This is a genomic window from Lutimonas halocynthiae (assembly GCF_030409835.1).
In the GTDB taxonomy this organism is placed as follows: Bacteria; Bacteroidota; Bacteroidia; order Flavobacteriales; family Flavobacteriaceae; genus Lutimonas; species Lutimonas halocynthiae.
In genome coordinates, this window is record NZ_JAUFQO010000004.1 from 483,881 (window position 1) to 509,924 (window position 26,044).

At 36.4% G+C, this 26,044-nt stretch carries 22 protein-coding genes; 9 read left to right on the forward strand and 13 right to left on the reverse strand.

Annotated elements, in window-relative coordinates; translation table 11 throughout:
* Window position 1 precedes the first annotated feature (1 nt).
* On the reverse strand, window positions 2-454 hold the full coding sequence (locus tag QWY87_RS07945) for a 3-oxoacyl-ACP synthase (protein WP_290290082.1): 453 nt from the start codon (window positions 452-454) through the stop codon (window positions 2-4).
* 90 nt (window positions 455-544) lie between these two features.
* Here QWY87_RS07945 and QWY87_RS07950 point away from each other — a divergent pair, with 90 nt between their 5' ends.
* A complete protein-coding gene (locus QWY87_RS07950; protein ID WP_290290083.1) occupies window positions 545-1,123 on the forward strand; it encodes a DNA-3-methyladenine glycosylase I in 579 nt (192 codons plus the stop codon).
* 3 nt (window positions 1,124-1,126) lie between these two features.
* Here the strand turns inward: QWY87_RS07950 and QWY87_RS07955 are convergent, their stop codons facing one another.
* Window positions 1,127-2,179: an SRPBCC family protein gene (locus QWY87_RS07955; RefSeq protein ID WP_290290084.1), complete on the reverse strand. Its 1,053-nt coding sequence runs from the start codon at window positions 2,177-2,179 to the stop codon at window positions 1,127-1,129.
* A 147-nt stretch (window positions 2,180-2,326) separates the two neighbouring features.
* On the opposite strand from QWY87_RS07955, the gene QWY87_RS07960 reads away from it, so the two are divergent.
* From QWY87_RS07960 to dtd, 3 genes are all read left to right on the forward strand, one after another.
* Complete coding sequence (locus QWY87_RS07960; RefSeq protein WP_290290085.1) at window positions 2,327-4,363, forward strand: dipeptidyl-peptidase 3 family protein; 2,037 nt, start codon at window positions 2,327-2,329, stop codon at window positions 4,361-4,363.
* An 81-nt stretch (window positions 4,364-4,444) separates the two neighbouring features.
* The gene (rsgA, locus tag QWY87_RS07965) at window positions 4,445-5,392 is read left to right on the forward strand and encodes a ribosome small subunit-dependent GTPase A (RefSeq protein WP_290290086.1); all 948 of its coding nucleotides are present in this window, start codon (window positions 4,445-4,447) and stop codon (window positions 5,390-5,392) included.
* A gap of 11 nt (window positions 5,393-5,403) precedes the next feature.
* Window positions 5,404-5,856, forward strand: coding sequence for a D-aminoacyl-tRNA deacylase (gene dtd, locus QWY87_RS07970; RefSeq protein WP_290290087.1), 453 nt, complete (start codon window positions 5,404-5,406; stop codon window positions 5,854-5,856).
* A gap of 70 nt (window positions 5,857-5,926) precedes the next feature.
* On the opposite strand, the gene QWY87_RS07975 is transcribed toward dtd, so the two are convergent.
* The 5 genes from QWY87_RS07975 to QWY87_RS07995 form a co-directional block, all read right to left on the reverse strand.
* Window positions 5,927-6,775: a porin family protein gene (locus QWY87_RS07975; RefSeq protein ID WP_290290088.1), complete on the reverse strand. Its 849-nt coding sequence runs from the start codon at window positions 6,773-6,775 to the stop codon at window positions 5,927-5,929.
* 134 nt (window positions 6,776-6,909) lie between these two features.
* Complete coding sequence (locus tag QWY87_RS07980) at window positions 6,910-7,029, reverse strand: FeoB-associated Cys-rich membrane protein (protein WP_290290089.1); 120 nt, start codon at window positions 7,027-7,029, stop codon at window positions 6,910-6,912.
* A gap of 4 nt (window positions 7,030-7,033) precedes the next feature.
* Window positions 7,034-9,145 (reverse strand): ferrous iron transport protein B, encoded by a 2,112-nt coding sequence (gene feoB / locus QWY87_RS07985; protein ID WP_290290091.1) that lies wholly within the window; start codon window positions 9,143-9,145, stop codon window positions 7,034-7,036.
* 3 nt (window positions 9,146-9,148) lie between these two features.
* Window positions 9,149-9,376 (reverse strand): FeoA family protein, encoded by a 228-nt coding sequence (locus QWY87_RS07990; RefSeq protein WP_290290093.1) that lies wholly within the window; start codon window positions 9,374-9,376, stop codon window positions 9,149-9,151.
* A 112-nt stretch (window positions 9,377-9,488) separates the two neighbouring features.
* A complete protein-coding gene (locus QWY87_RS07995) occupies window positions 9,489-10,181 on the reverse strand; it encodes an SCO family protein (RefSeq protein ID WP_290290095.1) in 693 nt (230 codons plus the stop codon).
* Between the two features lie 39 nt (window positions 10,182-10,220).
* Here QWY87_RS07995 and QWY87_RS08000 point away from each other — a divergent pair, with 39 nt between their 5' ends.
* The 5 genes from QWY87_RS08000 (at window position 10,221) to QWY87_RS08020 (ending at window position 16,836) form a co-directional block, all read left to right on the forward strand.
* Window positions 10,221-12,149: a M1 family aminopeptidase gene (locus QWY87_RS08000; RefSeq protein ID WP_290290097.1), complete on the forward strand. Its 1,929-nt coding sequence runs from the start codon at window positions 10,221-10,223 to the stop codon at window positions 12,147-12,149.
* 89 nt (window positions 12,150-12,238) lie between these two features.
* The gene (gene rseP, locus QWY87_RS08005) at window positions 12,239-13,573 is read left to right on the forward strand and encodes an RIP metalloprotease RseP (RefSeq protein ID WP_290290099.1); all 1,335 of its coding nucleotides are present in this window, start codon (window positions 12,239-12,241) and stop codon (window positions 13,571-13,573) included.
* A gap of 87 nt (window positions 13,574-13,660) precedes the next feature.
* Entirely contained in the window at window positions 13,661-14,701 is a 1,041-nt protein-coding gene (locus QWY87_RS08010) for a DUF3179 domain-containing (seleno)protein (RefSeq protein ID WP_290290101.1), read from the forward strand.
* A gap of 2 nt (window positions 14,702-14,703) precedes the next feature.
* Window positions 14,704-15,204, forward strand: coding sequence for a TlpA family protein disulfide reductase (locus QWY87_RS08015; protein WP_290290102.1), 501 nt, complete (start codon window positions 14,704-14,706; stop codon window positions 15,202-15,204).
* Entirely contained in the window at window positions 15,205-16,836 is a 1,632-nt protein-coding gene (locus QWY87_RS08020; RefSeq protein WP_290290103.1) for a DUF6029 family protein, read from the forward strand.
* 51 nt (window positions 16,837-16,887) lie between these two features.
* Here QWY87_RS08020 and QWY87_RS08025 read toward each other — a convergent pair whose 3' ends face one another.
* The 6 genes from QWY87_RS08025 to QWY87_RS08050 all read right to left on the reverse strand — a co-directional run bounded on the left by QWY87_RS08025 (window position 16,888) and on the right by QWY87_RS08050 (window position 25,970).
* A complete protein-coding gene (locus QWY87_RS08025; RefSeq protein WP_290290104.1) occupies window positions 16,888-17,166 on the reverse strand; it encodes a F0F1 ATP synthase subunit delta/epsilon in 279 nt (92 codons plus the stop codon).
* Between the two features lie 11 nt (window positions 17,167-17,177).
* Window positions 17,178-18,686, reverse strand: coding sequence for a F0F1 ATP synthase subunit beta (atpD, locus tag QWY87_RS08030; protein WP_290290105.1), 1,509 nt, complete (start codon window positions 18,684-18,686; stop codon window positions 17,178-17,180).
* Between the two features lie 119 nt (window positions 18,687-18,805).
* A complete protein-coding gene (locus QWY87_RS08035; RefSeq protein ID WP_290290107.1) occupies window positions 18,806-20,293 on the reverse strand; it encodes a parallel beta-helix domain-containing protein in 1,488 nt (495 codons plus the stop codon).
* Window positions 20,294-20,310: 17 nt separating this feature from the next.
* On the reverse strand, window positions 20,311-21,528 hold the full coding sequence (locus QWY87_RS08040) for a cytochrome-c peroxidase (RefSeq protein ID WP_290290109.1): 1,218 nt from the start codon (window positions 21,526-21,528) through the stop codon (window positions 20,311-20,313).
* Between the two features lie 96 nt (window positions 21,529-21,624).
* Window positions 21,625-23,166: an SGNH/GDSL hydrolase family protein gene (locus tag QWY87_RS08045; RefSeq protein ID WP_290290111.1), complete on the reverse strand. Its 1,542-nt coding sequence runs from the start codon at window positions 23,164-23,166 to the stop codon at window positions 21,625-21,627.
* A 20-nt stretch (window positions 23,167-23,186) separates the two neighbouring features.
* Window positions 23,187-25,970: a TonB-dependent receptor gene (locus tag QWY87_RS08050; protein WP_290290112.1), complete on the reverse strand. Its 2,784-nt coding sequence runs from the start codon at window positions 25,968-25,970 to the stop codon at window positions 23,187-23,189.
* Window positions 25,971-26,044 lie beyond the last annotated feature (74 nt).

Genomic DNA, 26,044 nt, shown 5'->3' on the forward strand with positions numbered 1-26,044 from the left:
GCTAAAGAATAGATCTTATTTGTATTGTTTTTGTACCCAATATTACTTGGTCACCTTGGCTTTTACCTATAAGCAAGGCACCAATCGGTGAGGAAGCAGAAACTGCATAATAAACTTCATCATCTATATCAATTTTGCCTGCACTTATTGAAAGAAAATAAGATCCTTGATTTGTATCAACCAGGCTTCCTAGTCTGACATGATTGGCAGTTGTGTTTAAATCTATTCTCTGCAAAACATCTTTCATAGCGCTAACGACCTCAAATTGTTGTGAAGCTTTTTCCATTTCAAGATGCAGCATGGCTCTTCCGGTTTCATGTTTATCACCTGCAGAGCTTTTTGATTCATTTTCAAGCCCCATTCGATTTGCGTGCATGATCTCTTCTATGTTCTTCAGCTTTCTATTAACAAATAGCGTACAAGCTTCAAATAAATCTTCTTTCAGATTTCTCATAAAAATAATTTGGTCAAAAATAAGAGAAAATTATTTCGTCGACCTCATTTTAATGAAAAGCATTTATCTTAGTTCCTATAAAATATCAGTATGGATAAATCGAGATGTGATTGGTGTGGAAACGACCCGCTTTATATGAGTTATCATGACCATGAATGGGGAGTCCCGTTATTTGAAGATAAAATTTTATTTGAATTCTTAATTCTGGAAACATTTCAGGCTGGATTGAGCTGGATAACTATTCTGAGAAAACGAGAGAATTTCAGACAAGCTTTTGACGATTTTGATTATTTAAAAATCGCTCATTATGATGAAGCTAAATATGAGGAGTTACTGATGAATACTGGAATTATTCGAAATAAACTAAAGATAAGAAGTGCTATCTCCAATGCACAATTATTTATTGAAATTCAAAAAGAATATGGCAGTTTTTCCAACTATTTCTGGAGTTTTACTGATAACCAATCGATATCGAATCAATGGGATAATATGAGTCAAGTTCCAGCGACTACCGACTTATCAGACACCATATCAAAAGCGCTTAAGAAAAAAGGTTTTAAATTTGTTGGATCAACGGTAATCTATGCATATATGCAGGCAATTGGAATGGTGAATGATCATGTTAGTTCCTGTTTCAGGTACGAGCAGATAAAATCAGAAGCGCTCTAATTTTCAATAATCTTCATGTAACTCTAAAACCTTAATTTTTTCTACCGGTAAATAGATCTCAGAAATTAATTCAGCAGGGTTAGGTGTATTGGTAGGATTGTTCACATAAATCTCAAATGGTTCTCCAGCTTCTACAAAATTATACTCCTTTAATGAGGAAGCATCGAAAATTGCTTTTTCCCAAGCTGGTTTACTATTTTCATAGGAGCCTTTTAATACGGTTTTGAAATATGTTCCTCTTTCAAAAAAGCCGGTAAGTATATCTGATCCAACCGTCACTATTCGTTCAGCTATTGGATAACCAATCGAAAACATGGTCGTTCCATTTTCTTCATCAAAATTATGATAAATCGTAAATGGGCTGCCTGTAACACGTATACTATTATCTTCTATATATTGTTCTATTTCGAGCATCATAGGTTGCAACTTATTATCCATGCTGGCTATTTTACTAGACGTTGAAAGGTATAAGTAAAACCCTCCGCTAAAATCAACAACTCCAATTGAATCTATACTGTGCTTTTTTAATTTTCTTTGAAGGTTCTCATCAAACAATTCAAGTCCTCTTTCCTCCATTGGTGCTAATTGCTCCTCCATACCACTAGCCATGAATCTTGTGAAAAATGACATTTCGCCTTTGATTCCCCAAGTGAGCTTTGTGCCATCGTCAGAAGATTGAATCATCCAATAAACATCTGACATCATATCACCAAAAGGAGTTTCAAATACAATTTCCTGATCTAATCGTTCAGGTTCATGTACAGCTAATGTTTTCATTCTTCCGCCACCTTCAATATCAGAAGTCCAGGTATAAGCTCCTCCTGTACCAACTGTATTGTCACTATATTGTACGCGAATTGTAGAGTCTTTTTCAAACCAAGGCCCCCATTCTTGCCAGTTTTTATAGTCATTGAGTTCATTGAACACTAAGATCTGATCAGCTTGTATCAACCTACTTCGTTTAATATCATAACTACCATCTAAAGTGGCTAAATACAATGCTGCAATAATGATCACGGCAAGCAATAAAAGAAATATATTTTTTAAAAATCTCATTTGGATTAAGTTTGGTAACGAACGAAATCAAATATAATAATTAATTAAGAATTAATTATTTATCAGCGTGTTAATAAGCTTTGCTTATTTGGTAAACCCTCCACTTTTCTATAAATTTGAACCTACAATATTTAAAACAATTATTCCATGAATTTCAAATATATCATAAGTGCAATCGCAATTGTATTTATTCTTGGCTCTTGCCAACCAAAACCAGAAGACAAAGCTATTTCAGCTCCGGTTCAAACCGATGAGCAAGCCTTTGCTTTCTTTTCAGAACAATTTGATGACATCAAAATTTTAAGGTATCAAATTCCTGGTTTCGATCAACTTAGTTTAAAACAAAAACAATATGTCTATTATTTGAATCAGGCAGGTTTATCAGGGCGTGATATCATGTATGATCAAAACTACAGACACAACCTGAAAATTCGCAGGGCACTTGAAGTTGTTTACGTAAAATATGAAGGAGACAGAAATACCGATGACTGGAAAAATTTCGAAACGTACCTGAAAAAGATTTGGTTCGCAAATGGTATACATCATCACTATGCGAATGACAAATTTGTTCCGAAATTTTCGGCTGATTACTTAAAGGAGATTATGAAAGAAACGCGTGTCAAACTTGAGGATTCAGCTTTCGAAGTAATCTTTAACCAAGAGGATTTAAAAAAAGTTAACCTTAATGCCTCAACTGGGCTTATTAAAGGGTCTGCAATTAATTTCTATGGTAAAGACCTTACAACTGAAGAAGTAGATGCATTTTATGCTCAGATTGAAGTGGATAAAAACCAACCAATTGAAAAAGGGTTAAACTCTCAATTGGTCAAAGAAAACGGTGAAGTAATAGAAAAGATTTGGAAAAGCAATGGCATGTACGGTGCTGCGATTGACAAAATTATATATTGGCTAAATAAAGCGAAAGAAGTAACTGAAAATGATGCACAGAAGAAAGGCCTTGAACTACTTATTGAGTATTATGCTACGGGTGACTTAAAAATATGGGATGAATATAATATTGTATGGGCAACATCAACCGATGGTGATATAGATTATATCAATGGATTCATCGAAGTATATAATGACCCTAAGGGTTATAAGGGTTCCTATGAATCAGTTGTTCAAATCAAAGATTTTGAAATGTCTAAAAAAATGGCTGCATTGGCAGAAAATGCCCAATGGTTTGAAGATAATTCTACATTAGATCCTTCGCATAAAAAAGAAAATGTAGTCGGTGTTTCTTATAAGACTGTAAATGTTGCCGGAGAAGCTGGTGATGCATCTCCTTCTACCCCTATCGGAATCAATTTACCAAATAACAATTGGATTCGAGAACAACACGGATCCAAATCTGTTTCATTAGGGAATATCATACATGCCTATGCAAATGCCGGAAGCAGTGGAAGGTTAAAAGAGTTTGCTTTTGATGAAGAAGAGATTAAAACCGAGGAAGAATACGGGCAGCTTGCCGATAAATTACATACCGCATTGCATGAGGTAATTGGACATGCCAGTGGAAAACTAAACCCAGGCGTTGGAACACCAAAGGAGACTTTAAAAAATTATTCCTCTACACTGGAAGAAGCAAGAGCAGATCTTGTTGGTCTTTATTACTTACCAGATAACAAGTTAGTAGAGATTGGTATTTCTCCTAATGCCGATGGTATCGGAAAAGCAGCTTTTGATGGGTATATCAGAAATGGTCTGCTGACACAATTAATTAGATTAAACCTCGGTGACGATATAGAAGAAGCACACATGAGAAACAGGCAATTAGTTGCGGCATGGGCTTTCGAAAAAGGAGCCCCTGACAATGTGATAGAGAAAGTTGAGAAAGACGGAAAAACCTATTTTAAGATCAATGACTATGTTAAGTTAAGAGCCTTGTTCGGAGAGCTTCTAAAAGAAATACAAAGAATAAAATCAGAAGGCGATTTTGAATCCGGTAAAAATCTGGTTGAAACATATGGGGTAAAAGTTGATCAGGTAATACACAAAGAAGTACTTGAAAGAAATAGCCAGTTTAAATCTGCACCTTACTCAGGTTTTATTAATCCTGTTTTATCTCCTAAAATGGATGAGAACGATGAGATAATTGATATTGAAGTAATTCAACCTGAAAGTTTTACAGACCAAATGCTGCAATACGCTAAGGACTTTACTACCTTACCTGACAATAATTAATCCTAATAAAGGAAAAAATAAGCCAAAAGACCGTAATACTAGATACGGTCTTTTGGATATATTAAAAGACTAATTGAATCTATGACAGGTGTTATTGTTAAATCAACAGGTAGCTGGTATTGGGTAAGAACTGATTCACATTCTCAAATTCAATGCCGTATCAGAGGTAAGTTCAGGACCAAAGGCATAAAAAGCACCAGTCCTTTGACTGTTGGAGATCATGTTGATTTTGAAATGGAATTAAATTCCAATACAGGAATCATCTCAAATATTCACGAGAGAAAGAATTATATTGTTCGAAAATCAGTAAATCTCTCAAAACAAACACATATCATTGCTGCCAATATAGACCTTGCTTTTTTACTTGTCACCCTTGATAATCCGCCAACTTTCCCATCCTTTATAGACCGTTTTCTGGCCACTGCCCGAGCTTATGACATCGAAGCTGTGCTATTATTCAACAAAATGGACCTCAACGATGAAATTCTTGAAGAGAAAAAAAATAAACTGATTAAAATCTACCAGGATATAGGTTACAAGTGCTTGGAAATATCTGCTACTGAAAATATAAATATAGATAAGGTAAAGGCACTAATGCTGGGTAAAATCAGTATGTTTTCTGGGCATTCAGGAGTTGGAAAATCTACCTTAATCAATGCTATAGATCACACGCTTCAATTAAAAACAGCTATCGTTTCGACACAACATAAACAAGGCCAGCACACCACTACTTTTGCTGAGATGTTTGCCTTACCCACTGATCCGGAGAGCTATATTATTGATACACCCGGAATAAAAGGATTCGGAGTTGTCGATTTTGAAAACCACGAAATCGGTGATTATTTTCCTGAATTTTTTGCAGTAAAACACCTTTGTAAATTTAATAATTGTCTTCATGTAAATGAACCTAAATGCGCCGTAAAAGAAGCATTAGAGCATGGCGACATCGCAAAATCAAGATATAGAAGTTACCTTCAAATTCTTGAAGGAGATGAAGAAAATTACCGAACTAACAGCTATGATTTTTAAATTTAATAATTATGAAAGCAGTTATACAAAGGGTAAGCAGGGCTTCTGTAACCATTGATCATAAAGTAGTAAGTCAAATAGATCAGGGCCTTTTAATCTTGCTTGGAATCACCTCTACTGACGATCATGAAGCTATACAATGGCTGTCTAATAAAATTGTCAATTTAAGGATCTTTGATGACGAATCCGGCGTCATGAATAAGTCTGTGATTGATGTTGATGCCGATCTAATTATTGTAAGCCAATTCACTTTGATGGCCAGCACAAAAAAAGGCAATAGACCCTCCTATATAAAAGCTGCAAATGCAGACATAGCGGTTCCGTTGTATGAGGAATTTATTGCTAAAACCGAAGCCCTTATCAACAAAAAAGTAGGCGCTGGAATCTTTGGAGCCGACATGAAAATTGACCTTCTTAATGACGGGCCGGTTACCATCATAATTGATACAGAAAATAAACAATAGTTCCGGAACAAGGGGCCATAAAAAAAGGAGCGGTAAATGCCGCTCCTTTTTTTTATTATTATTTTTAACTTTATAAGGTATAGGCGTAACCTAAGGAGAAGACCAATCCTCCAATGTGACTTTCACCGTATACTTTATCTTTTTGAATTGTCTTGGCACCCCAGGATCCTCTAAATCCAAGATATACTTCATGTTTGTCTGAAATCTCTCTTATCAATCCGGCACCTGCATGGAACCCAAAATTCAAAGTATTCAACTCGCTTTTTGTATCTGTATCAGCATCGAAACTTTGCGGAGGAAGCGGCACCCATGGTGGTCCGGAAGTAGGATCCCCTGGAACATAATTCGGATTCAAAACCCTAAGCGGATCAGTTCCCTGCTCATCTAAGGTGATTAAACTTGATCCACTGGTTCTTTGAGTTGAACTCACCAAAAAGCCTACATAAGGTCCGGCTTCTACATAAAACCTCCAGGTTTCTCCCCAACCTAATTTTCCTAAAATTGGTATTTCAATATAATTTAGATCTGACTCATTGGTAAAATCGGCATACATTGGATTTGTATCACTTACCGGATCTTTTCCCTGAAGTGCCAACATAAAATTTAACTGTTCAATAGATCCAAAAGATTCTAATGCTTTTGTAGGGATAGGTTGCATGCCTTCTCTTGTCCCACCCCTTTGCGTATAAAGAACTTCAGTTTGTATCGAAAATAATTCCGAGACCGGAAATTCGAGGGTCATCCCAAAGTCGATTCCTGAGGTTGATTCATAATCTTCGGTATAAATATTGTTTGAATTGTCGGTAAGTCTACCTACACTATATCCGGCTTTTGCCCCGATCTTAATCTGTGCTTCAATTGCCTGACTTAGCAAGAAGCAAGCAAGAAGTATAAATTTGAATGTTGTAGTTGATTTCATGAAAAAGAATTAATGATTTGATTTTGGCTTTATAAATGGTTATGATGAACCTTTAGCATGGATTAAATATAGAAAAATAATACAAACCCTATACATTAATGTTTATGAAAAAGTGGTTTTTGATAATGAAAAGGTCAACAATTACAATCTGAATCGCAATCACCGCCTTTCTTTTTTGTTTTAAAAATATACTTTTTAAACAAAAAAAGTAAGGCAAGAATAACAGCGGCGTATACTAATATTTCTTGGACCATAATACTAACTTAAAAGAGTAAAGGTAATGTAGGATGCTACATAAGCAATTAGTCCCATTCCAAAAAGCTGTATCATCGGCCATTTCCAGCTATTGGTTTCTCGTTTCACAATAGCCAGCGTACTGACGCACTGCATAGCAAATGCATAAAACACCAAGAGTGACATCCCAACAGGAATATTAAACAATTTTTCACCTGTTATTTCATTTACTTCTTCAGACATTCTCTGTTTGATAGTTGTGTTCTCCTCGTCATCGTTCCCAACACTATAGATAGTTGCTAAGGTACCCACAAATACCTCTCTGGCTGCGAAGGAAGCAATTAAAGCAATTCCAATTTTCCAATCATAGCCTAAAGGTCGAATAGCAGGCTCTATGGCTTTACCCATCACCCCAATATAAGACTGTTCTAATTTATAAGATGCTAGCGCTTCATTATAAGTTTCAGGTTCAGCCATTTTCATATCAGATCTGGAAGCAAAATCTACTTCAGCCGAATCAAATTTTGTCGGACCATTTGAAGCCAAAAACCATAAAATTATTGAAATAGCAAGAATAATTTTTCCTGCACCAAAAACAAAAGCTTTTGTTTTTTCAATAACAGTGTAAAAAATATTCTTAAGAGATGGTAACTTATAATCGGGCATTTCAATTAAGAAAAAACTCTTTTTTTCAATCTTCAGTGTTTTATGAAGCAGGTATCCTGATATCATTGCTGTTAAAAACCCTAATAAATACAAACCAAGTAAAGTCAAACCCTGCAAACTAAATATCCCTAAGACTCTTTCTTTAGGAATAATTAAGGCAATAATAATGGCATATACAGGCAGGCGTGCTGAACAAGTCACAAAGGGAACCACCATAATTGTAATTAATCTTTCCTTCCAGCTACTGATATTACGAGCAGCCATTACTGCTGGAATCGCACAGGCTGTTCCAGAAATTAGGGGAACAACACTCTTTCCACTCATCCCAAAACGCCTCATTATTTTATCCATTAAGAATACCACCCTGCTCATATAGCCTGTCTCTTCTAAAATAGAGACAAACAGAAAGAGGATCGCTATTTGAGGAATAAATATGACAATCCCTCCTATACCAGGAATGATACCTTCACTGATCAAATCAGTGAGTCGCCCTTCTGGCAATACCTGTTTTACCTTGGTACTCATTTCTGCAAAAAAAGCATCAATAAAATCCATTGGAACAGACGCCCAATCAAATATTGATTGAAATATAACCATCAGAATAACCGCAAAAATCACATAACCAAACACTTTATGCGTCAGTACTTTGTCAAGCTTGGTTCGCAGGTCTTTCGCCTTTGATTTATCAACCCTATAGGTTTTTTTTAAAATTGCATTGATCTGTTGGTAACGATATATAGTTTCCTTATGCTGGTATTTCTTTAACTTTAATGTGTCCTTTTTATAGTCATTGATTAATGCCAGTTCTTTTGCGTTCAGACCATCATAATCATCTAATTGAGTTATGCACAACCATGTTTTATAAAGAGACATATTCGGAAAATCATTCGCCATCTTTTCAAAATAGTCTTTATCAATTTTTTCTGAAATATTAGCTAAGACTGATGTATTTAAATCTTTATAATCAAGTATGGCTTGCTTCAGCTTATCAATACCCGTATTCTTTCTGGCACTTATGAGAACAACCTCACTTTTAAGTTTTTTCTTTAATTCATCTAGGTCAATGTCAACTCCTTTTCTGCTCAGTTGATCAGCCATATTGATGACAAGTATGGTTGGTATTTTTAAATCTTTGATCTGAGAATAAAGAAGCAGGTTCCTCTTGATATTCTCAACATCCGCCACTACCACAATAACATCAGGAAAATCTTGATGCTTGTTGTTTAGTAAAGTTTGTAAAACAATATTCTCATCGATACTGGTCGGGTTGATACTGTAGGTTCCCGGTAAATCAACAATTGAGGCATTGATGTCTTCAGATAATTGGGCTTTACCTACTTTTTTATCTACAGTTATTCCTGGATAATTCCCTACTTTTTGATTCAACCCTGTTAAGGTGTTGAACAAAGAGGTTTTTCCTGTATTGGGATTTCCTACTAAAGCAACTTTTATGGCTTTAATCTCCGGCATGTATTATTCTTTGATGATCAGAATTTGTGAAGCTGTTTCTGTTCTGATAGCGAGATGACTACCATTAACACGTATATATAATGGATCTTTCAGTGGCGCTTTTTGCAATAATTCAACGCTTTCTCCGGGTAAGCAACCCATTTCAAGAAGTGACAAAGGAATACTATCAATTGAAATATCCTCAATTATTCCTCTTTCTCCAACCTTTAAACTTGCGATGCTAGTAGCCAATTTTTATTTAGATTAATTATAAATACTATGCGAAATTACGCAAATTTATTTGTTTAAAACTGATAATTATCACTAAAGACTAAATAAAATAGACAGTAAAATGGCAGGCTTATTATTCTTCTGATTGCAGTATAGCAACATCCTTTTTAATTCGCTCTATTTCTTCGGCATCGGTACCGTCGTAGAATCCTCTGATTTGTTTTTGTTTATCAATCAACACAAATTGTTCGGTGTGAATAAAATCCTGTTCCCCGCCGTCGCCTTCATCCAATACAGCAAAATATGATTTTCTGGCCAATTCATAAATGTGTTTTTTATCTCCAGTAGTTATTTCCCACTTTCCATCTATGGCACCATTTTTAACAGCATAAGCTTGTAATACAGGAACACTGTCGATTACTGGTGTAACCGAATGTGAAAGGAACTTCATTTCAATATCATCTTTATAAAATTCCTGTAATTCGGCCATGTTAATGGCCATAATTGGGCAAATGGTCTGACATCTGGTGAAAAAGAAATCAGCAATATAGATTTTACCTTCAAAATCTTTTGAACCAATAGAGTCTCCTTGCTGGTTAATCAAATGAAATTCTCCTATTCTATGATCACGGCTAATGTGCTTAACCGCATCATCTACCAGTCTTGGATTGACATCAACAGGATTATAAACAGGAAGTTGACTTTTAGGCTTTACAAGGAAATAAAGGATTGGAACAAAGATAATTGTAAAGAACAATAAGAATATTAAAGTCGATTTCGATTTCTTGAAAAATTGGATTAAATACATATTTTGTATCTTTGGCATTCCTAAAAAATTGCTAACAGACTTACAAAAATAATCTTTATGAGGTATATATTACGCAATGTTCTCCTATTATTTTCTGTTTCTATCTGTGCCCAACAGTCTGGTGAAATTGACCTCGAATATCTGAAGGAAATTTCCTCTTCTGAAGAAAAATATTCTGCAAATAAGATTGCCTTTAAAGCCAATCCAAACACTGCAAATTACGACATAAGTTACCATAGACTTTACTGGGAAGTAGACCCGACAAAGGCTCAAATAAAAGGAGAAGTAACCACTTATTATACCGCTCTAAGTGACATGAATCAGATTGTATTTGATCTAGCTGACAACATGCAGGTAAGTGCTATCATGCAGCGAGGAAAATCATTGAGTTATAATCAAAATAATGAAGAGCTCGTTATTGATCTTTCCATAACACAAAATAAAGGCAAACTGGATTCTTTAACCATATCTTATGGAGGAAATCCGGTAAGTTCAGGTTTTGGATCATTCGAAATCAATACTCATGGAAGTAGTAATACACCGGTATTATGGACTTTATCAGAACCTTATGGCGCCAAAGGCTGGTGGCCTTGCAAGCAGGATTTGATAGATAAAATTGACTCTATTGATGTCATGATCAAACACCCCAGTCAATACAAAGCGGCATCTAACGGGCTATTGATTTCAGAAAAAGCTGAAGGGTTTAACACCGTTACACATTGGCGTCACAAATATCCGATACCGGCATATTTAATTGCCATTGCAGTTACAAATTACTCCGTTTATAAAGAAAATGCACCAGAATTACCCTTTGACATCGTCAATTATGTCTATCCAGAAGGATTGAATGCTGCAAAAAGCAGTACTGCAATTACACCAGATATCATGGTTCTTTTTAATGATCTTTTTGAAATGTATCCATTTTCAAAGGAGAAATACGGCCATGCACAATTTGGTTGGGGTGGCGGTATGGAGCATACTACCATGACTTTTATGGGTGGATGGAGTCGCGGTCTTATAGCCCATGAATTGGCTCATCAATGGTTTGGAAACAAAATAACGTGCGGAAGTTGGGAAGATATCTGGCTGAATGAAGGCTTTGCAACGTATTTAGATGGTTTAGTCTATGAAAACTTTAACGGACAGGAAACGTTTTCACAATGGAGAAAGTCAGTGGTTAACAGTGTCACTTCAATTTCTTCAGGATCGACATTCGTAACCGATACAACTTCTGTTTCCAGAATATTTGACAGCAGATTGACGTATCGAAAAGGAGCCATGATTCTTCATATGCTCAGGTATAAAATTGGAGATGATCATTTTTTTACTGCTGTTAAAAACTATTTAGCTGACCCTACACTCGCCTTTTCTTATGCAAAAACTAAAGATCTTCAAAGACATTTAGAAGCTACAAGCCTTGTAGACCTTGATGAATTTTTTGCCGACTGGTTTTACGGTCAGGGATATCCTGAATATGACCTCGTGTGGAGCCAGAATGATTCAGATCAAATCATACATCTTCAAGTCAGTCAAGATCAGTCTCACCCTTCCGTTTCGTTTTTTGAAATGCCCTTGCCTGTAACGGTAACTGGTCCTTCAGGTGAATCTGAAAAATTGCGCCTTGAAGTATCCGAAGATGAACAGTTGTTCAGCATTCAATTAAATTTCAAAGTTGTATCAGTTCAGATTGATCCTGAAACACAACTTATCTCAAAAAACAACCGAGCAGTGTTAGGACTTGACTCAGAGAGTCTTCAAAACATTATTTCAGTTTATCCTAACCCGGCAAGTGACATCCTAAATTTGTCAACTAATGGAATTATTTACATCAAAAAAATTACGATTTATAACGTTTTGGGCGAAAAAATGTTAGAAATGGCTGACCCAACAAATCAAATAAGCTTAAACCAACTCAGCTTCGGAGTGCATTTAATAGTAATAGATACTGATCAAGGGAGCCTGCACAAGACAATTTTGAAAAAATAACAGTATTAACATTTTTTTTCAGAATTCATATTTCCTAATACAATGCATAAAGTGTACATTTGTCACCCTTAAAATTTTGAAATTTATCAATGGAAACATACATAAAAATTACCCAGTTCTTATTGAGTTTATCTTTGCTCATTGTTTTACACGAACTTGGACACTTTATCCCTGCCAAACTATTCAAAACCAGAGTTGAAAAGTTTTACCTCTTCTTTGATTATAAATTTTCTATTTTCAAAAAGAAAATTGGTGATACGGTATACGGAATAGGCTGGATTCCCTTAGGAGGATACGTAAAGATTTCGGGAATGATCGATGAAAGTATGGACAAAGAGCAAATGGCTCAACCTCCACAACCATGGGAATTTCGATCAAAACCGGCATGGCAGAGACTTATCATTATGCTGGGAGGAGTTACCGTGAATTTTATTCTTGGAATTTTCATCTATATCATGATGTTTAATGCCTGGGGAAATGACTTTGTAGCGCCTCAAGATGTCAAAGAAGGGTTTTCAGTTACTGATCTATTCAAAGACCTTGGTTTTAAGGATGGAGATAAAATTGTAAAGGTCAATAATGAAATACCTGTCAATGTTCTCGATATTAACAAACATCTTTTTTTGAGAGAAGTGAATAATATTGAGGTGTCGCATGTTGATGGTAATTCCGAAATTATTGAGTTACCTGAAGATATTGGCTTACAAATGTGGCAAACTGGGAATATGGATCCGTTCAATCCGAGAATCCATGCTATTCTTGATAGTGTTATCGCTGAATCACCTGCAGAACTAGTAGGTTTGCAAAAAGGAGATGTAGTAACTGCAGTAAATGATCAAGAAGTATTATTTTGGAATGAATTCACTGAAGTGGTCAAGAATAATCCAAAAGGAAAAGAAATAAAAGTAACCGTAGATAGAGAAGGGCGTACAGAATCTTTCTTAATCGTTCCCAATGATGAACAAAAACTTGGCGTTTATCCAAAAGGATATACAGAAGACGTGATCGCCATAACTCATAAGGATTATAGTTTTGGAGAAAGTATTGTTCCAGGTTTTTCAAAAGCATACTGGACGCTTAAAGATTATATGGGTCAGTTCAAATATGTGTTTACTAAAAAAGGCGCAACGCAGTTGGGCGGATTTATTACCATTGGTAGCATTTTCCCATCGAAATGGAATTGGCAGGCATTTTGGAGCATTACAGCACTGCTTTCAATTATGCTAGGATTTATGAATCTATTGCCCATCCCAGCATTGGATGGAGGACATGTGGTATTTACCCTTTTTGAAATTATCAGTGGAAGAAAACCTAGTGATAAATTTTTGGAGTACGCACAAATCACTGGTTTTATAATTCTTATTTCTCTGCTGCTTTTTGCAAATGGTAATGATATTTATAAATGGCTGACCGGTCAATTCTAGACCGCTAGATTTTATAACAATCTATTGCTTTTTTTATGTTTTTGTAAGACAGACATCATTTTAACGACTTAAGGCAAAAGTCTGAAAATGAAGTATCCATTTATTTTGGTGATAATAGCTTGTATGATGCTGTCATGTGGTGGCGGGTCTGATGACTTTCCGGAAACAAATAACACTGTATCACCTCCGGTTGAAAGAGAATTTGAATGGACAATCGACAAGGGCCTGATCAATGGCTCTGACAATCCATTCCCATTGGCTAAAGACCCAGTAATGTTTCTAGCTAAAAATGTTGAATTTTTAGCTGACGATATTCTAGTAGCTGCTGTAAGTCTCGATGGAGAAGTCAAAATATATCCCTATAATTATTTAAATAATTTTGAGTCAGTCAATGACAGGATTAATGGTAAACCTTATGCCATAACTTACTGTCCGCTAACTCAAAGTGCCTTGCTCATCAACGGTGAGTATAATAATGACTCTTTTATATTAAGGGCCTCAGGCTACCTGCTTCATGATAACGTAATACTGAAGAATGAGAAGAGCGATACCTATTGGTCTCAAATGATGGGCCAATGTATCAAAGGTTCTTATGCAGGAGAATTTAGTGAAACACTGAATTTTGTCGAAATGACTTGGAAAACCGTGAAAGAAAACTTTCCTGATGCCAAAGTGTTTACCAATTCCAGTGTCCCAGAATTACAATCTGGATCGACGGCCAACAAAGCTGACGTGAAAATAGGAGACCTGGTATATGGTATTATCGGCGGAAATAATTTAAGTTCAGTAAACGGTAAGACTGCAAAAGTATTTATCTATCATTATGATGATTTTGGCGTTTCAACTACGCTGAAATCCGTCATTATTAACAATAAGAAAACCTTGGTCATCGGCAATAAAAGTGACCATTATATTACCTCTTATATTAATGATTCAAATGCATCTTTTGAAGCAGTTCAAAATAATTTTCCAATTGTAATGAGAGATAGTGATAATAACCAGTGGAACGTTTTTGGGCAAGCTATTTCAGGCCCAAGGCAAGGAGATCAACTCCAATCGCATACAGGCTTTTTTGCCCTATTCTGGGCTTGGGGGAAATTCTATGATAATTTCTCCTTTGACGAATAATTATGAGATTTTCTGATTCTAAATTTATTTTACTTTTGGTTTTAATTGCTGGATCTGTGCAAATTTCTTTTTCTCAGAAAACATTGCCTTTATTAAATCTACATGCAATTGATGGAAGTCAAACAAATGTGAACGAGCTCAGTTTAGATAAAGTTGTGATAATTAGCTTCTGGGCAACTTGGTGTGAACCTTGTTTAAAGGAATTGGATGCTTTTAATGAAAACCTTGATTATATTGAAAATGATCTCAATGCAAAAGTGTTGGCGGTTTCAATAGACGATTCACGCACCATTTCGCGAATTGCACCAATGCTGAATGGGAATGACTGGAAATTTGAAGTCTTCATTGATTCAAATCAGGAGGTTAAACGAACTCTGAATATTATAAACATACCGCATACAGTACTTATTTATCAGAATCAAATTCTATATGAGAGCACAGGTTACCTTAATGGTGATGAAATCACACTTTTTTCAAAAATAAAAGACATAAATCGCGACTAAATGTATAACAGGCTATTGATACTTTTTCTATTTGTCATGGCGTCGAGCAATGCATTAAAGGCACAGTTTATTAATGATTTATCTGGCAGTTTAGAATCTCAAATTACTTACTATACTGACGATGATAAAGTAGTCAACCCTGGTGACACTGATTTTAGATCAAACAATTACCTGCGATTTAATTATTTCAAAAATAAACTTAATGCTTCAATTCAGTTTGAATCTTATATTGAAGAAGCCTTATTAGGTTATGCTCCTGAATTTGATCAAAAATTTGGCTTTTCAATGGCTTCGGTAAGCTATAACACTAAGCATGTAAAACTGTCAGGAGGGTATCTTCTTGATCAATTTAGCAGCGGCATGACTTATCGCTCTTGGGAAGACAGACAATTAGGAATTAATAATGCCTTAGTAGGAATCAATATTGATGCTCATTTATCGAACAAAATTCAGTTAAAAAGTTTTGTTGGTAAGCAAAAATATGGCTTTGATATTTCTGATGGTACGCTTTATGGCCTCAACTCGATTTTCTCCTTAGGAACAAAATTCAATCTTGATTTAGGAATCGTAGGGCGTTATCAGGCTTTTGAATCATCAAATCCTGATTTTAAGGAATTCACAAATTTGTATTCAGGAAAAATAACCTACACATCTGGCAGTCTGTATACGCATATAGAAGCAGTGTACAAAGGCGATGACGCCTTAGTAGAATTCGGAAATGTAATAGATAGCAGACTGTTCTCAGGAAATGCACTTGCTTTTAACATTGGGTTTTTTAAACCAGGATTTGGTGTTGATCTGACTTTTAGAAGAATGGAAAATATGGCCTTTTACACAGATCGAGAATCATATGCTAATATTTACAACCAACTCATCGTAAATTATTTGCCAGCCCTCACCAAACAACACAATGTAGGGCTTTCTAATATTTATGTTTATCAGTCTCAACCCCAATTAAGTTTTATTGCCGGAGGAAAGGCAGGTGAAATTGGGCAACAAATAGACCTGTATTATAAGTTCACTAAAAAAAATAGTTGGGCAGAAAAATATGGAACAGTTTTGGCTTTGAACTACGCGGCCTGGTATGGCTTAAATGCTGATTTTGATTTGGAAAACCGACAATATTCAGCAGACTTCTTCAAATATGGCGATAAATATTATACAGACCTTAATCTGGAAGTCAGGAATCAGTGGTCTAAGCAATGGCGAAGCTCAGTGTACTGGATACGCCAATTTTACAATAAAGAACGTTTAGAGGCCTCTTCAGGTACTGTCACGACGAACATAGCAGCCATCGATTCGCACTATACTATTAATAACAAGAATGAACTGAGATTTCAGCTCGAGCATCTTTGGACCAAAGACGATAAACAGAATTGGGTTGGAGGGCTTATAGAGTACAATTTTTTAAGAAAATTCTCAGTCTATGTAAGTGACCAATACAATTATGGTAACGAGAATGAAATTGAACGAATTCATTATTACAATGCCGGAGGTAGCTTCAGGCATAAAAAGACTAAATTCTCATTGAACTATGGACGACAAAGAGGGGGGCTGATCTGTGTTGGTGGTGTCTGCCGATTTGTACCTAAATCAAACGGCCTTAGTTTTGGAATGAACCTTTTTATATAAAAAAAACCTCATGCTTTGCATGAGGTTTTTTTTATATAATCAACTCTAATATCAATCTACCAGAATAATGATTTTGTTATCATTCATTTCGATAGTTCCGCTATTGATATCCAAAACCTTAGTTCCGTTATCACCATTTGAAAATTTACCTTCAAATGCTTCATCAAGTGCAAAACTACCTCGAATTCTTACTTTTCCTTCTTTAAGCAAAGACACAATCGGAGCGTGGTTATTCAGTATTTGAAATTCTCCTACTACTCCGGGAACAATTACTGAGTCAACATCGCCCTGAAAAATACTTGCCTCAGGTGTTACAATTTCTAAAAACATGGTTTTTGGTTTTAAGCGTCAGTCAACATTTTTTCTCCTGCTTCCATAGCTTCTTCAATAGTTCCTCTAAGGTTAAAAGCGGCTTCAGGATATTTATCCAATTCTCCGTCCATAATCATGTTGAAACCTTTAATCGTATCCTTAATATCAACTAACGAACCAGGAATACCAGTAAATTGCTCAGCTACGTGAAATGGCTGAGATAAGAAACGTTGTACACGACGTGCTCTGTGTACGATCAACTTATCTTCTTCAGACAATTCTTCCATACCTAGAATCGCAATAATATCTTGTAACTCTTTATATTTTTGAAGCGTTTCTTTTACTCTTTGTGCCGTATCATAATGCTCATCACCTAAAATCTCTCTACTAAGAATTCTTGAAGTTGAATCTAATGGATCAACTGCAGGATAAATACCTAATTCAGAAATCTTACGAGACAATACCGTTGTAGCATCCAAGTGAGCAAATGTTGTTGCTGGTGCAGGATCCGTTAAATCATCCGCAGGAACATATACCGCCTGTACAGATGTAATCGATCCGTTCTTTGTAGAAGTAATTCTTTCTTGCATCGCTCCCATTTCAGTTGCCAATGTTGGTTGGTAACCTACTGCTGATGGCATACGTCCTAAAAGTGCTGATACCTCAGAACCTGCTTGCGTAAATCTAAATATATTGTCAATAAAGAACAAAATATCTTTACCTTGACCGTCTCCGGCTCCATCTCTAAAATATTCTGCTATTGTCAATCCTGATAAAGCAACACGTGCACGTGCTCCAGGAGGCTCATTCATCTGACCAAATACAAAAGTAAGTTTTGATTCTTTTAAGGCTGACATATCTACCTTGTCAAGATCCCATCCGCCTTCTTCCATTGATTTTTCAAAAGCGTCACCATATTTGATAATACCTGACTCAAGCATCTCTCTTAACAAGTCATTACCTTCACGTGTTCTTTCACCAACTCCTGCGAATACAGATAAACCACCATGACCCTTAGCAATATTATTAATCAATTCTTGGATAAGAACCGTTTTTCCAACTCCTGCTCCACCAAATAATCCAATTTTTCCACCTTTTGAATATGGCTCAATAAGGTCAATTACTTTAATTCCAGTAAACAAAACCTCAGTTGAAGTAGATAACTCTTCAAATTTTGGCGATGATCTGTGTATTGGTAAACCGTTATCTCCGTCTTTAGGAAGTGCTTTCAAACCATCAATTGGATCTCCATTCACATTGAACAATCTTCCATAAATTTCACCCCCAACAGGAACCTTAATAGGATTTCCTTCCGAAAGAACTTCCACGCCTCTGCTCAATCCATCGACAGAATCCATAGCGATACATCTCACTGTGTCTTCACCAATGTGTTGTTCCACCTCAAGAATCAAAATAGAACCATCCTCTCTCTTGATCTCCAATGAGTCGTATATTCTTGGAAGTTGACTATCTGATGAAAACTCAACATCAACTACCGCTCCTAAAATTTGAGAAACTTTACCTGTGATCTTTGCCATTCTTATAAAATATTTATTATTCTTTATGCCTTCTGATTTTGCTCAGAAACAATTTAATTGCATTTTTCTTTTGCGGTGCAAAGATATGTTTTTAATACAAAAATTAAAGTTTTTTTTTATTATTTTTTTAGAGCCAGAATATACTCAGCCACAGCCATTTTAGCCTCTTGGGACAGGTAATCCTGAGGTGGCATTTCAGGGTAATCCTCTCTTAGGTTTTTAGGATGATTGATGTAGTCAACGATACCTTGTGGATTATCCTTATAAATCATCTGAATCACATTTGTTGGTACACCAATTAAACGAATGTCAAAAGCATGACATCCGGAGCAAATCCCATAATAGGTCATCTCACCAAGATCTTCTTTACTTATTTCACGAGGTTGTGCAGGGCTGTCTAAAAGCAACGATTTGATTTCCTGGGTAGTACTGATCTCGGGTGTTCCAAAGTCACCTAAGCCCCAGGTTCTATATCTTTCGACATCCCTGATCGTGCTCCCTTCTCCTCCCCCGATAGCCAAAATATCAGGGCCGGTAGTAGAAAACTGTGTCATCATCAAGGCCTTTAATTCTCCGACAGGATTATTGCCGTTGTCAATCATAAAATTATCCAGAATAATAATCCTGTCAGGGTTAGGATCAGAATCCGGATCATTTGAAGCTTCTGCCCCACCATTGGCGAAATCTGTAATAATAATACCTGCATTGTCATTCCCTGAAATAATATTATTTTCAATAATCACGTCATCAGCAGCCATCACCAAAATACCTGTACCTGGAGGAATTCCAGAAACAATAGAACCCGGTGCCCCAAAATTTTCATGATTGTTTTTAGTAATAAAATTATTTCTAATGATCACGTCAAAGGTTGTTTTGATAGGTAGTCCTGGTGTAATAAATGCCAAAATACCGCCTGTATTGTCATAAGCCAGGTTGTTCTCAACAAGACAATGTCTTGAATTTTCAATTTCAATACCCGCCACATTGCCAAACACCTCATTATTCAATACATCAATATTATCGCACATCCCCACATAAATAGCTGCGTCTTCAATTCCAGATAAAACATTATGTTCTATCAATCCATTTTTACCAAACTGCGGGAATATACCATACACACCAGCATCAATGATCCAATTATTTCTAAGGACAAAATTATTACCAGCCTGTCCCATAATACCGTTTCCTTTGTAATTGATGATTTTAAAACTCTCAATTTGTATTCCGTTTCCTGAATACAAAAATGCATCGTTCAATTCTTTTTCACCATCCAATACAGGCCATTCACCTTCTATTATTATCCCTTGAAAACTAATATCATCTTTGTCTATATATACCGTCTCTTTATATGTTCCAGGATAAACACGGATGAGGTCACCAGGTGCAGCGCTTCGAACGGCATCCATAATCAGATCTCCATTTTTAACCTCATGAATTTTACCACTAAAAGCTCGGTTCAAAGATTTAGCATCATCCCCTGAAGAAACTGTTCTGTACAGATTATTTGGACTAGGCATCACAGTAGTTTGTGAATTTCCTAGGAAATATTTGCCAATCAAAACGCCTGCTGCGATAAAGACAAGGGCTAGAATTACTTTTTTAAACATGAGGTCAAATATTTATGTTAAGAATTAATATCAACAGATTTATCCATTTCCGATGGAAGTAAATCAGGTGTCATAGGCATGAAAGACTCATCCGTTAAGGTTTTTAAAAAATCCACAAGAAGGTCTAATTCCTTCTCACTTAAGTTCGGTTCCCAAATATGCCAATGAAGATACAATTTTTCACCTTTTGGAACCGCATGCCCCCGGCCCTTGGTATAAAACTCAACCGTCTCACGAAGGTTTTGAAACTTACCTGAATGCATATAAGGGGCTGTTTTCTCTATATTTCGTAGGCTGGGAACTTTAAAACCTCCTCTTCTACTCGGGTCGTTAAAGGTTTTTTCTGCACCAACATCCCTGGCTTTACCTTCTGGCTCCGGAGTTCCTATAACCGCTACTTGTTGATTGGTAAATAAAGGTGGGGTATGGCATTCAGCACATCGTGCAACAAAAGATCTGAAAATATTCAACCCTTCAATTTCTCTCTCATTTAAGGCTCCCTTAAAACCATGTGCATATTGATCATACTTTGAATTCAACGATATCAAAGACGTTTCAAAGGCCGCAAGTGCTGTATATATGTCATATACTTCTATGCTGTCATTTTGATTCTTGTTCGGAAAAGCATCCTTGAATAAGCGCCTGTATAAAGGAATGCTATTCATAGTCTGTTTTAAATTTTCTGGAGTATTACCCATTTCATCAGCCGAAAAAAGGGGGTCTTGCAATTGGGCTTCCAACGAAGTGGCTCTGGCATCCCAAAAAAACTTTTGGAGATAAGCTACGTTCCATAAACTCGGAGAAGATCTTGTTAATGCTGTACCATTCACCCCTTTTGAAACAGCCTTTCCGTCGCTGAATCCTTTTTCTGGTTGGTGACAAGTGGCACAAGAAACCTTTCCATTTACAGACAGTACAGGGTCGAAAAATAAATAGCGCCCTAAATCAATCTGCTGAGGAGAAAAACCATCTCTTACCTCTGGCAAAGCTGTTTTTAATCCACCGACTCCCACGTCTTGTAATGATTCGTATTGCTGATAAAGATTTTTAGCAACACATTCGTTGTTCTCATTCAACAGAAACCCAGGTGGGCACTTTGTAGACAATTGAATAGTTTCAGATGAAAGGGATACATAAGGCGCCAACTCCTTCTCAGAGCTCTTGTTGCTGCAAGAGCTCATAAGGATCAAATGCAATACAATTGGCACTTTTAAAATCCACCCTTTACGATTCATCGTATACTGTTCAATTTGTTTTTAAGAAAAATCCGTATAACAAAAAGATCCGTCATTTTCGGACGGATCTTTTATTATTTTAGTTCATATATCCATCTATGGAAGTACAGGTGAATAAATTTGAGGATAATCTCCAATATCATTCAGCATTCCTGCTTCTTCAAAGTTTGATTCGTAAGTGTCATCAATCAATTTCATCATTTCATTGGCCACAATCGCATTACCTCTAGCCGTTAAATGAAGACCATCTAAAGAGAATAAACCTCCAAAAAGAAATTCTGTTGTAATATTAAATCCATCACTAGAGTATCCTGATTCATGTATTTCACTCATCAATCCAAAAGCATCAAAGGCTGCCAATCCGGCATTCGTCGTTAATTGAGCTATCGTTTGGTTAAATTGTGTTGTGGCATCATTAATTTCCATCTGTTCTGTAGGAATCAAAACAAAAGTATCTGCAAGAGGATAGGTCAAACCATTGACTGACAATTGTCCGGCCGTTGCTGCTGGAACTCCCATTGCTACCAATTGCTGAAAATATTCTGTATTGACCTGAGATATAGCGGCCCTACTTGGCAAGGTTAAAATATCATTCTCATTCGCTTGTCTTGATTGTGCATATTGAGCAGACAGTAAACCAGCTGTGAGCGGATCTAACCCTCCTCCAATAAGTACTGCATTAAGTTGTGGTTGTATGTTTGCCAAAGATTCGTCAAAAATAACTACAGGGCTTGCTTCAGTTTCAGAAAACACAACTGACCTTTCTGGCACACCTAAAAAGGCAAATGCCTGATTTAATTGCGCATAAGCTGCATTTAAAGTTGGAATCTGTTCAGCATATTCTGGAATAGAAGGGTCCAAAGGGGCGTATGGCACAGCTGTAAAGTAAGCACCTGTCAAAACAGGCGGAATATTAGCGACCAAACCTTTAGCTCCACTCGCTGCCAATGTTCCTATTATCGCTGTCATAGAACCATCAAAAAGCGCTTGATTCGAAATTTCACTAGTTCCATCTCCACCAGATGTTGCATAACCCAAAACATCGTTTGTACCGATCCAAAGGCTAAAAAAGGTTGGATTCATCGCCATGGCATCGCCAAGTACTGTTGCACTTGAACTGGAAGCCATTCTGGCATAATAAGGATTTGCAAGTTCTAAAGGTACATTTGCTACATCTCCATATCCAGGAGCCACCAAATGGTAACTTCTGGCACCAGGAACACCCATATTATTATATGGACCAGCCATCACATTAGTAACATCAGTTGTTGGAGTACCTGGTAAAGGCATCAAGTTTTCCAAGTCTGTAAATAATCTATTCGGAGTAATTTGATTTCCTGCGAATAATAAGCCCCCCATATTATCATTCATCAAAGGTTGGGTAAACTCACCACCACCTGCATAAGCCATTTTTTCAGCCAACAAATTTGGGTAAGCACTGGTTTGACTTGCAATAAACAGGGCTCCGTCAGAAATACCAGCTGTCAATGAATTTCCAATTGCTACATAATTTGTAAAATCAGCCTGACCTGATACCAGTTCTACTACTGGCTCTGGCTCAAGATCATATTTCCCTTGTTCACAAGAGGCGAGCACAACAATCAGTGATAAGGCCCATAAATATTTTATTCTAAACATTTTTTTCTTTTTAAATTTTATTATTGATTGAATACCCATGATACAAAGAATTGTGATCCAATATAGGGTGAACCCGGTGCGCTTTGATACTCCTTGCCTCCAAGGTTCGATCCACCAAGTTTAAATAAGGAATTCATCTTGGGAACAGCATAATTAATTTGCGCATCGCCAACTGTTCTTTGCGGAATAACAGCATTTGCAATCGTCGACTGCCATAAATATTCATCGCTCCATCTTATGTTGATATTAAATCCTAAGTGGCCAATAATATTCTGGCTTCCCAAAGAAAATTTAACCTTGTGTTCTGGAGTATTAAATCCTGCAGCAAAGTCAGGGTCAGATTCTTGATCAAATTCAAACTTGGCCAATGTGTAACTTAAACCAACATCTAATTTTTTTACTATTTTGGCGTTCAAACCCATACTTGCACCATAAGACGATATATCCGCTTTTGAATTTGTATACGTCTGAAATCCTTGAACGTTTCCACTTATAAGATCAGCAATTCCCGTTTCATCTGCGGTTGTTCCGTCATTGGGAGTGACCACGAAGGTATTACTGATAAAATCATCATATTTACTATAATATCCATTGATATCTACATATATTTTACCAAAAACACCTCGGTAACCTAAATCAAAAGATTGAATTTTCTCTGGTTGCACCAATCCTGTTTCTATTGGAACAAGGAGCGTAGGGTTTCCTGTTGCTTGAAACTCTTGAACTGAAGATAAGGTATAAGAATCACCATACACTTTCCTTCCAGTAAGATCAGTACTAGGCAAATCTCTATCTAAATTATCAGGAGATGAACCTACCAAAATACCCTGGCCAGAATCTAGACCAATAAACAAGTCTTGCGTAGTAGGATACCTAAAACCAGTTTGGTATGAAGTTCTTAAGTTATGGTTTCTAGCTTCATCAACTGCAAATGTAACTGAAGCTCTAGGTGAAAAATTACCATCGTAAAATTCATTCTTATCATATCTAATAGATGCTTGTAGTTTCAATCTATCGTCCATCAATTTTTTGATGGCTTGAACATATGCGCCATATTCACTATATTTAATAGGCCCGTCATAATCAGTAAAAATAGTTCCTTCGGAGTTCAAAGAATAGCGTCTGTAGGAACCACCTACTTGCAGATCCCATTTATCATCTAATAGTCTGGCGAAATTGTAATTTCCTTCACCCACAATCATTGAGGTTTTATCAATAAATTTAGAACCCTCGGATAAATCTCCGTTTGAAGTAATTTCGTCAAAAAGTTCGTTGAACAAGTCTGAGCCCGGTCTTGGCGTAGTAGTTTCATCTGAATCGGCTAATAATCTTCCTGCAGCATGAGCTTGATCGTTATTTGCACCTCCCAGAATCGCTTGTAAATATCCACCAGTATAGGCACCAAACCACTCTTGCGCCTTGTATTTTGCAATATTAATTCCTGTAAAGCGCATATCATAAGAATCTCCTGCATCTTCAGTAGTCATATAGGCCCTAACAAAAAAATCATCGTTTCTAACCTCAAGTCTGTGATTTTGTAGTAAGAAATTCTTGATATTGTACCTGTTTGTACCCTGATAAATTGTAGAACCATATCCACCTCTGGTGTTAAAAATAATTTCGAGGTCATCTGCATTGGGTCTAAAATGAAAGGAAAGGTCATATTTTAAACTTTCAGCGTTATAATCTGTAAAAGCTTGTTCTAAATAACCCGTTCTTCCCACATTAACGGCAGGAATCAAATTGCTCGAACCGGCAGGAATCAATCCGCCAGCCTCAAGTAATTGAGCAAATTCATTAAAATTTAAACCAAGCGCTCCTAAAGAAACCTCATCTCCATAAATATTGATACCATCATGGGTTGGGCTTGATCTAAAAGGTAAAATCTCATCAGGTTCACCAACCGCAGTAAAATCATTTGAGTATTCTGACGTATCATCGGCGTACCAGTCAGTTCCTTTTAAATAAGTAAGTGATCCTTTTAAGGCAAATTTTTCACTAAATGCATGAGCATATCTAACCCCGACATCATAAAACACATGATCACCTGCCGATTTCTGAATGGTCAAACCTGTTTTAGCATAAGCGCTAACTCCCTGATCATCGAAAGGGCTTCTCGTCGTCATAAACATAATCCCATTAAAAGCATTTGCTCCATACAATGCTGAAGCAGCACCAGGAATGATTTCAACGCTTTGAAGATCCAACTGACTTACACCAGCCAGATTTCCAAGCACGAAGTTCAATGCTGGAGAGGCGGTATCCATCCCATCAACCAATTGAACAAATCTCGTATTTGAAAAAGTTGCGAAACCACGTGTATTTATAGAATTAAAGGTTAAACTTCCTCTATTTAAATCTATCCCTTTTAAGTTCTCCATACTGTCATAGTAATTGGCAGAAGTAGAAGTTTTTAAATCCTTGATACCTATTCTTTCGATAGTAACCGGAGATTCTCTAATGCTTTCAGGAGTTCTGGAAGCAGAAACAACAACTTCATCTAAAGAGGTTGCATTTTCTGTTAACACTATTTGTAATTCTGTATCATCAGCTGTTATCTCCAAAATCTGACTTTGGTATCCAACTGAAGTTATTTCAATACTAAAAGGTACTTCATCACTAACATTCAAACTAAATTTTCCGTCAAAATCAGTTGAAGCCCCTATTGATTTACCCACTACCTTGACATTAACTCCAGGTATAGGTTCTTGTGTGTTTGAATCAGTTACCGTACCGGAAAATGACGTCTGACCAAACATAAACGACCCGCAAAATAATGCGAGCACCACTAAAATCTTGTTCATATAAAATAATTTGTGTAAATTAAGAATGTGGCAAAGTACAATTTTTTTCGAATTTCACTAAATTTTTAACAAAA

Bases quoted from the DNA above. Each gene is read 5' to 3' on its own strand.
- QWY87_RS07945 (WP_290290082.1), bottom strand. From the start codon at position 454: ATGAGAAATCTGAAAGAAGATTTATTTGAAGCTTGTACGCTATTTGTT.
- QWY87_RS07950 (WP_290290083.1), top strand. From the start codon at position 545: ATGGATAAATCGAGATGTGATTGGTGTGGAAACGACCCGCTTTATATG.
- QWY87_RS07955 (WP_290290084.1), bottom strand. From the start codon at position 2,179: ATGAGATTTTTAAAAAATATATTTCTTTTATTGCTTGCCGTGATCATT.
- QWY87_RS07960 (WP_290290085.1), top strand. From the start codon at position 2,327: ATGAATTTCAAATATATCATAAGTGCAATCGCAATTGTATTTATTCTT.
- rsgA (WP_290290086.1), top strand. From the start codon at position 4,445: ATGACAGGTGTTATTGTTAAATCAACAGGTAGCTGGTATTGGGTAAGA.
- dtd (WP_290290087.1), top strand. From the start codon at position 5,404: ATGAAAGCAGTTATACAAAGGGTAAGCAGGGCTTCTGTAACCATTGAT.
- QWY87_RS07975 (WP_290290088.1), bottom strand. From the start codon at position 6,775: ATGAAATCAACTACAACATTCAAATTTATACTTCTTGCTTGCTTCTTG.
- QWY87_RS07980 (WP_290290089.1), bottom strand. From the start codon at position 7,029: ATGGTCCAAGAAATATTAGTATACGCCGCTGTTATTCTTGCCTTACTT.
- feoB (WP_290290091.1), bottom strand. From the start codon at position 9,145: ATGCCGGAGATTAAAGCCATAAAAGTTGCTTTAGTAGGAAATCCCAAT.
- QWY87_RS07995 (WP_290290095.1), bottom strand. From the start codon at position 10,181: ATGCCAAAGATACAAAATATGTATTTAATCCAATTTTTCAAGAAATCG.
- QWY87_RS08000 (WP_290290097.1), top strand. From the start codon at position 10,221: ATGAGGTATATATTACGCAATGTTCTCCTATTATTTTCTGTTTCTATC.
- rseP (WP_290290099.1), top strand. From the start codon at position 12,239: ATGGAAACATACATAAAAATTACCCAGTTCTTATTGAGTTTATCTTTG.
- QWY87_RS08010 (WP_290290101.1), top strand. From the start codon at position 13,661: ATGAAGTATCCATTTATTTTGGTGATAATAGCTTGTATGATGCTGTCA.
- QWY87_RS08015 (WP_290290102.1), top strand. From the start codon at position 14,704: ATGAGATTTTCTGATTCTAAATTTATTTTACTTTTGGTTTTAATTGCT.
- QWY87_RS08020 (WP_290290103.1), top strand. From the start codon at position 15,205: ATGTATAACAGGCTATTGATACTTTTTCTATTTGTCATGGCGTCGAGC.
- QWY87_RS08025 (WP_290290104.1), bottom strand. From the start codon at position 17,166: ATGTTTTTAGAAATTGTAACACCTGAGGCAAGTATTTTTCAGGGCGAT.
- atpD (WP_290290105.1), bottom strand. From the start codon at position 18,686: ATGGCAAAGATCACAGGTAAAGTTTCTCAAATTTTAGGAGCGGTAGTT.
- QWY87_RS08035 (WP_290290107.1), bottom strand. From the start codon at position 20,293: ATGTTTAAAAAAGTAATTCTAGCCCTTGTCTTTATCGCAGCAGGCGTT.
- QWY87_RS08040 (WP_290290109.1), bottom strand. From the start codon at position 21,528: ATGAATCGTAAAGGGTGGATTTTAAAAGTGCCAATTGTATTGCATTTG.
- QWY87_RS08045 (WP_290290111.1), bottom strand. From the start codon at position 23,166: ATGTTTAGAATAAAATATTTATGGGCCTTATCACTGATTGTTGTGCTC.
- QWY87_RS08050 (WP_290290112.1), bottom strand. From the start codon at position 25,970: ATGAACAAGATTTTAGTGGTGCTCGCATTATTTTGCGGGTCGTTTATG.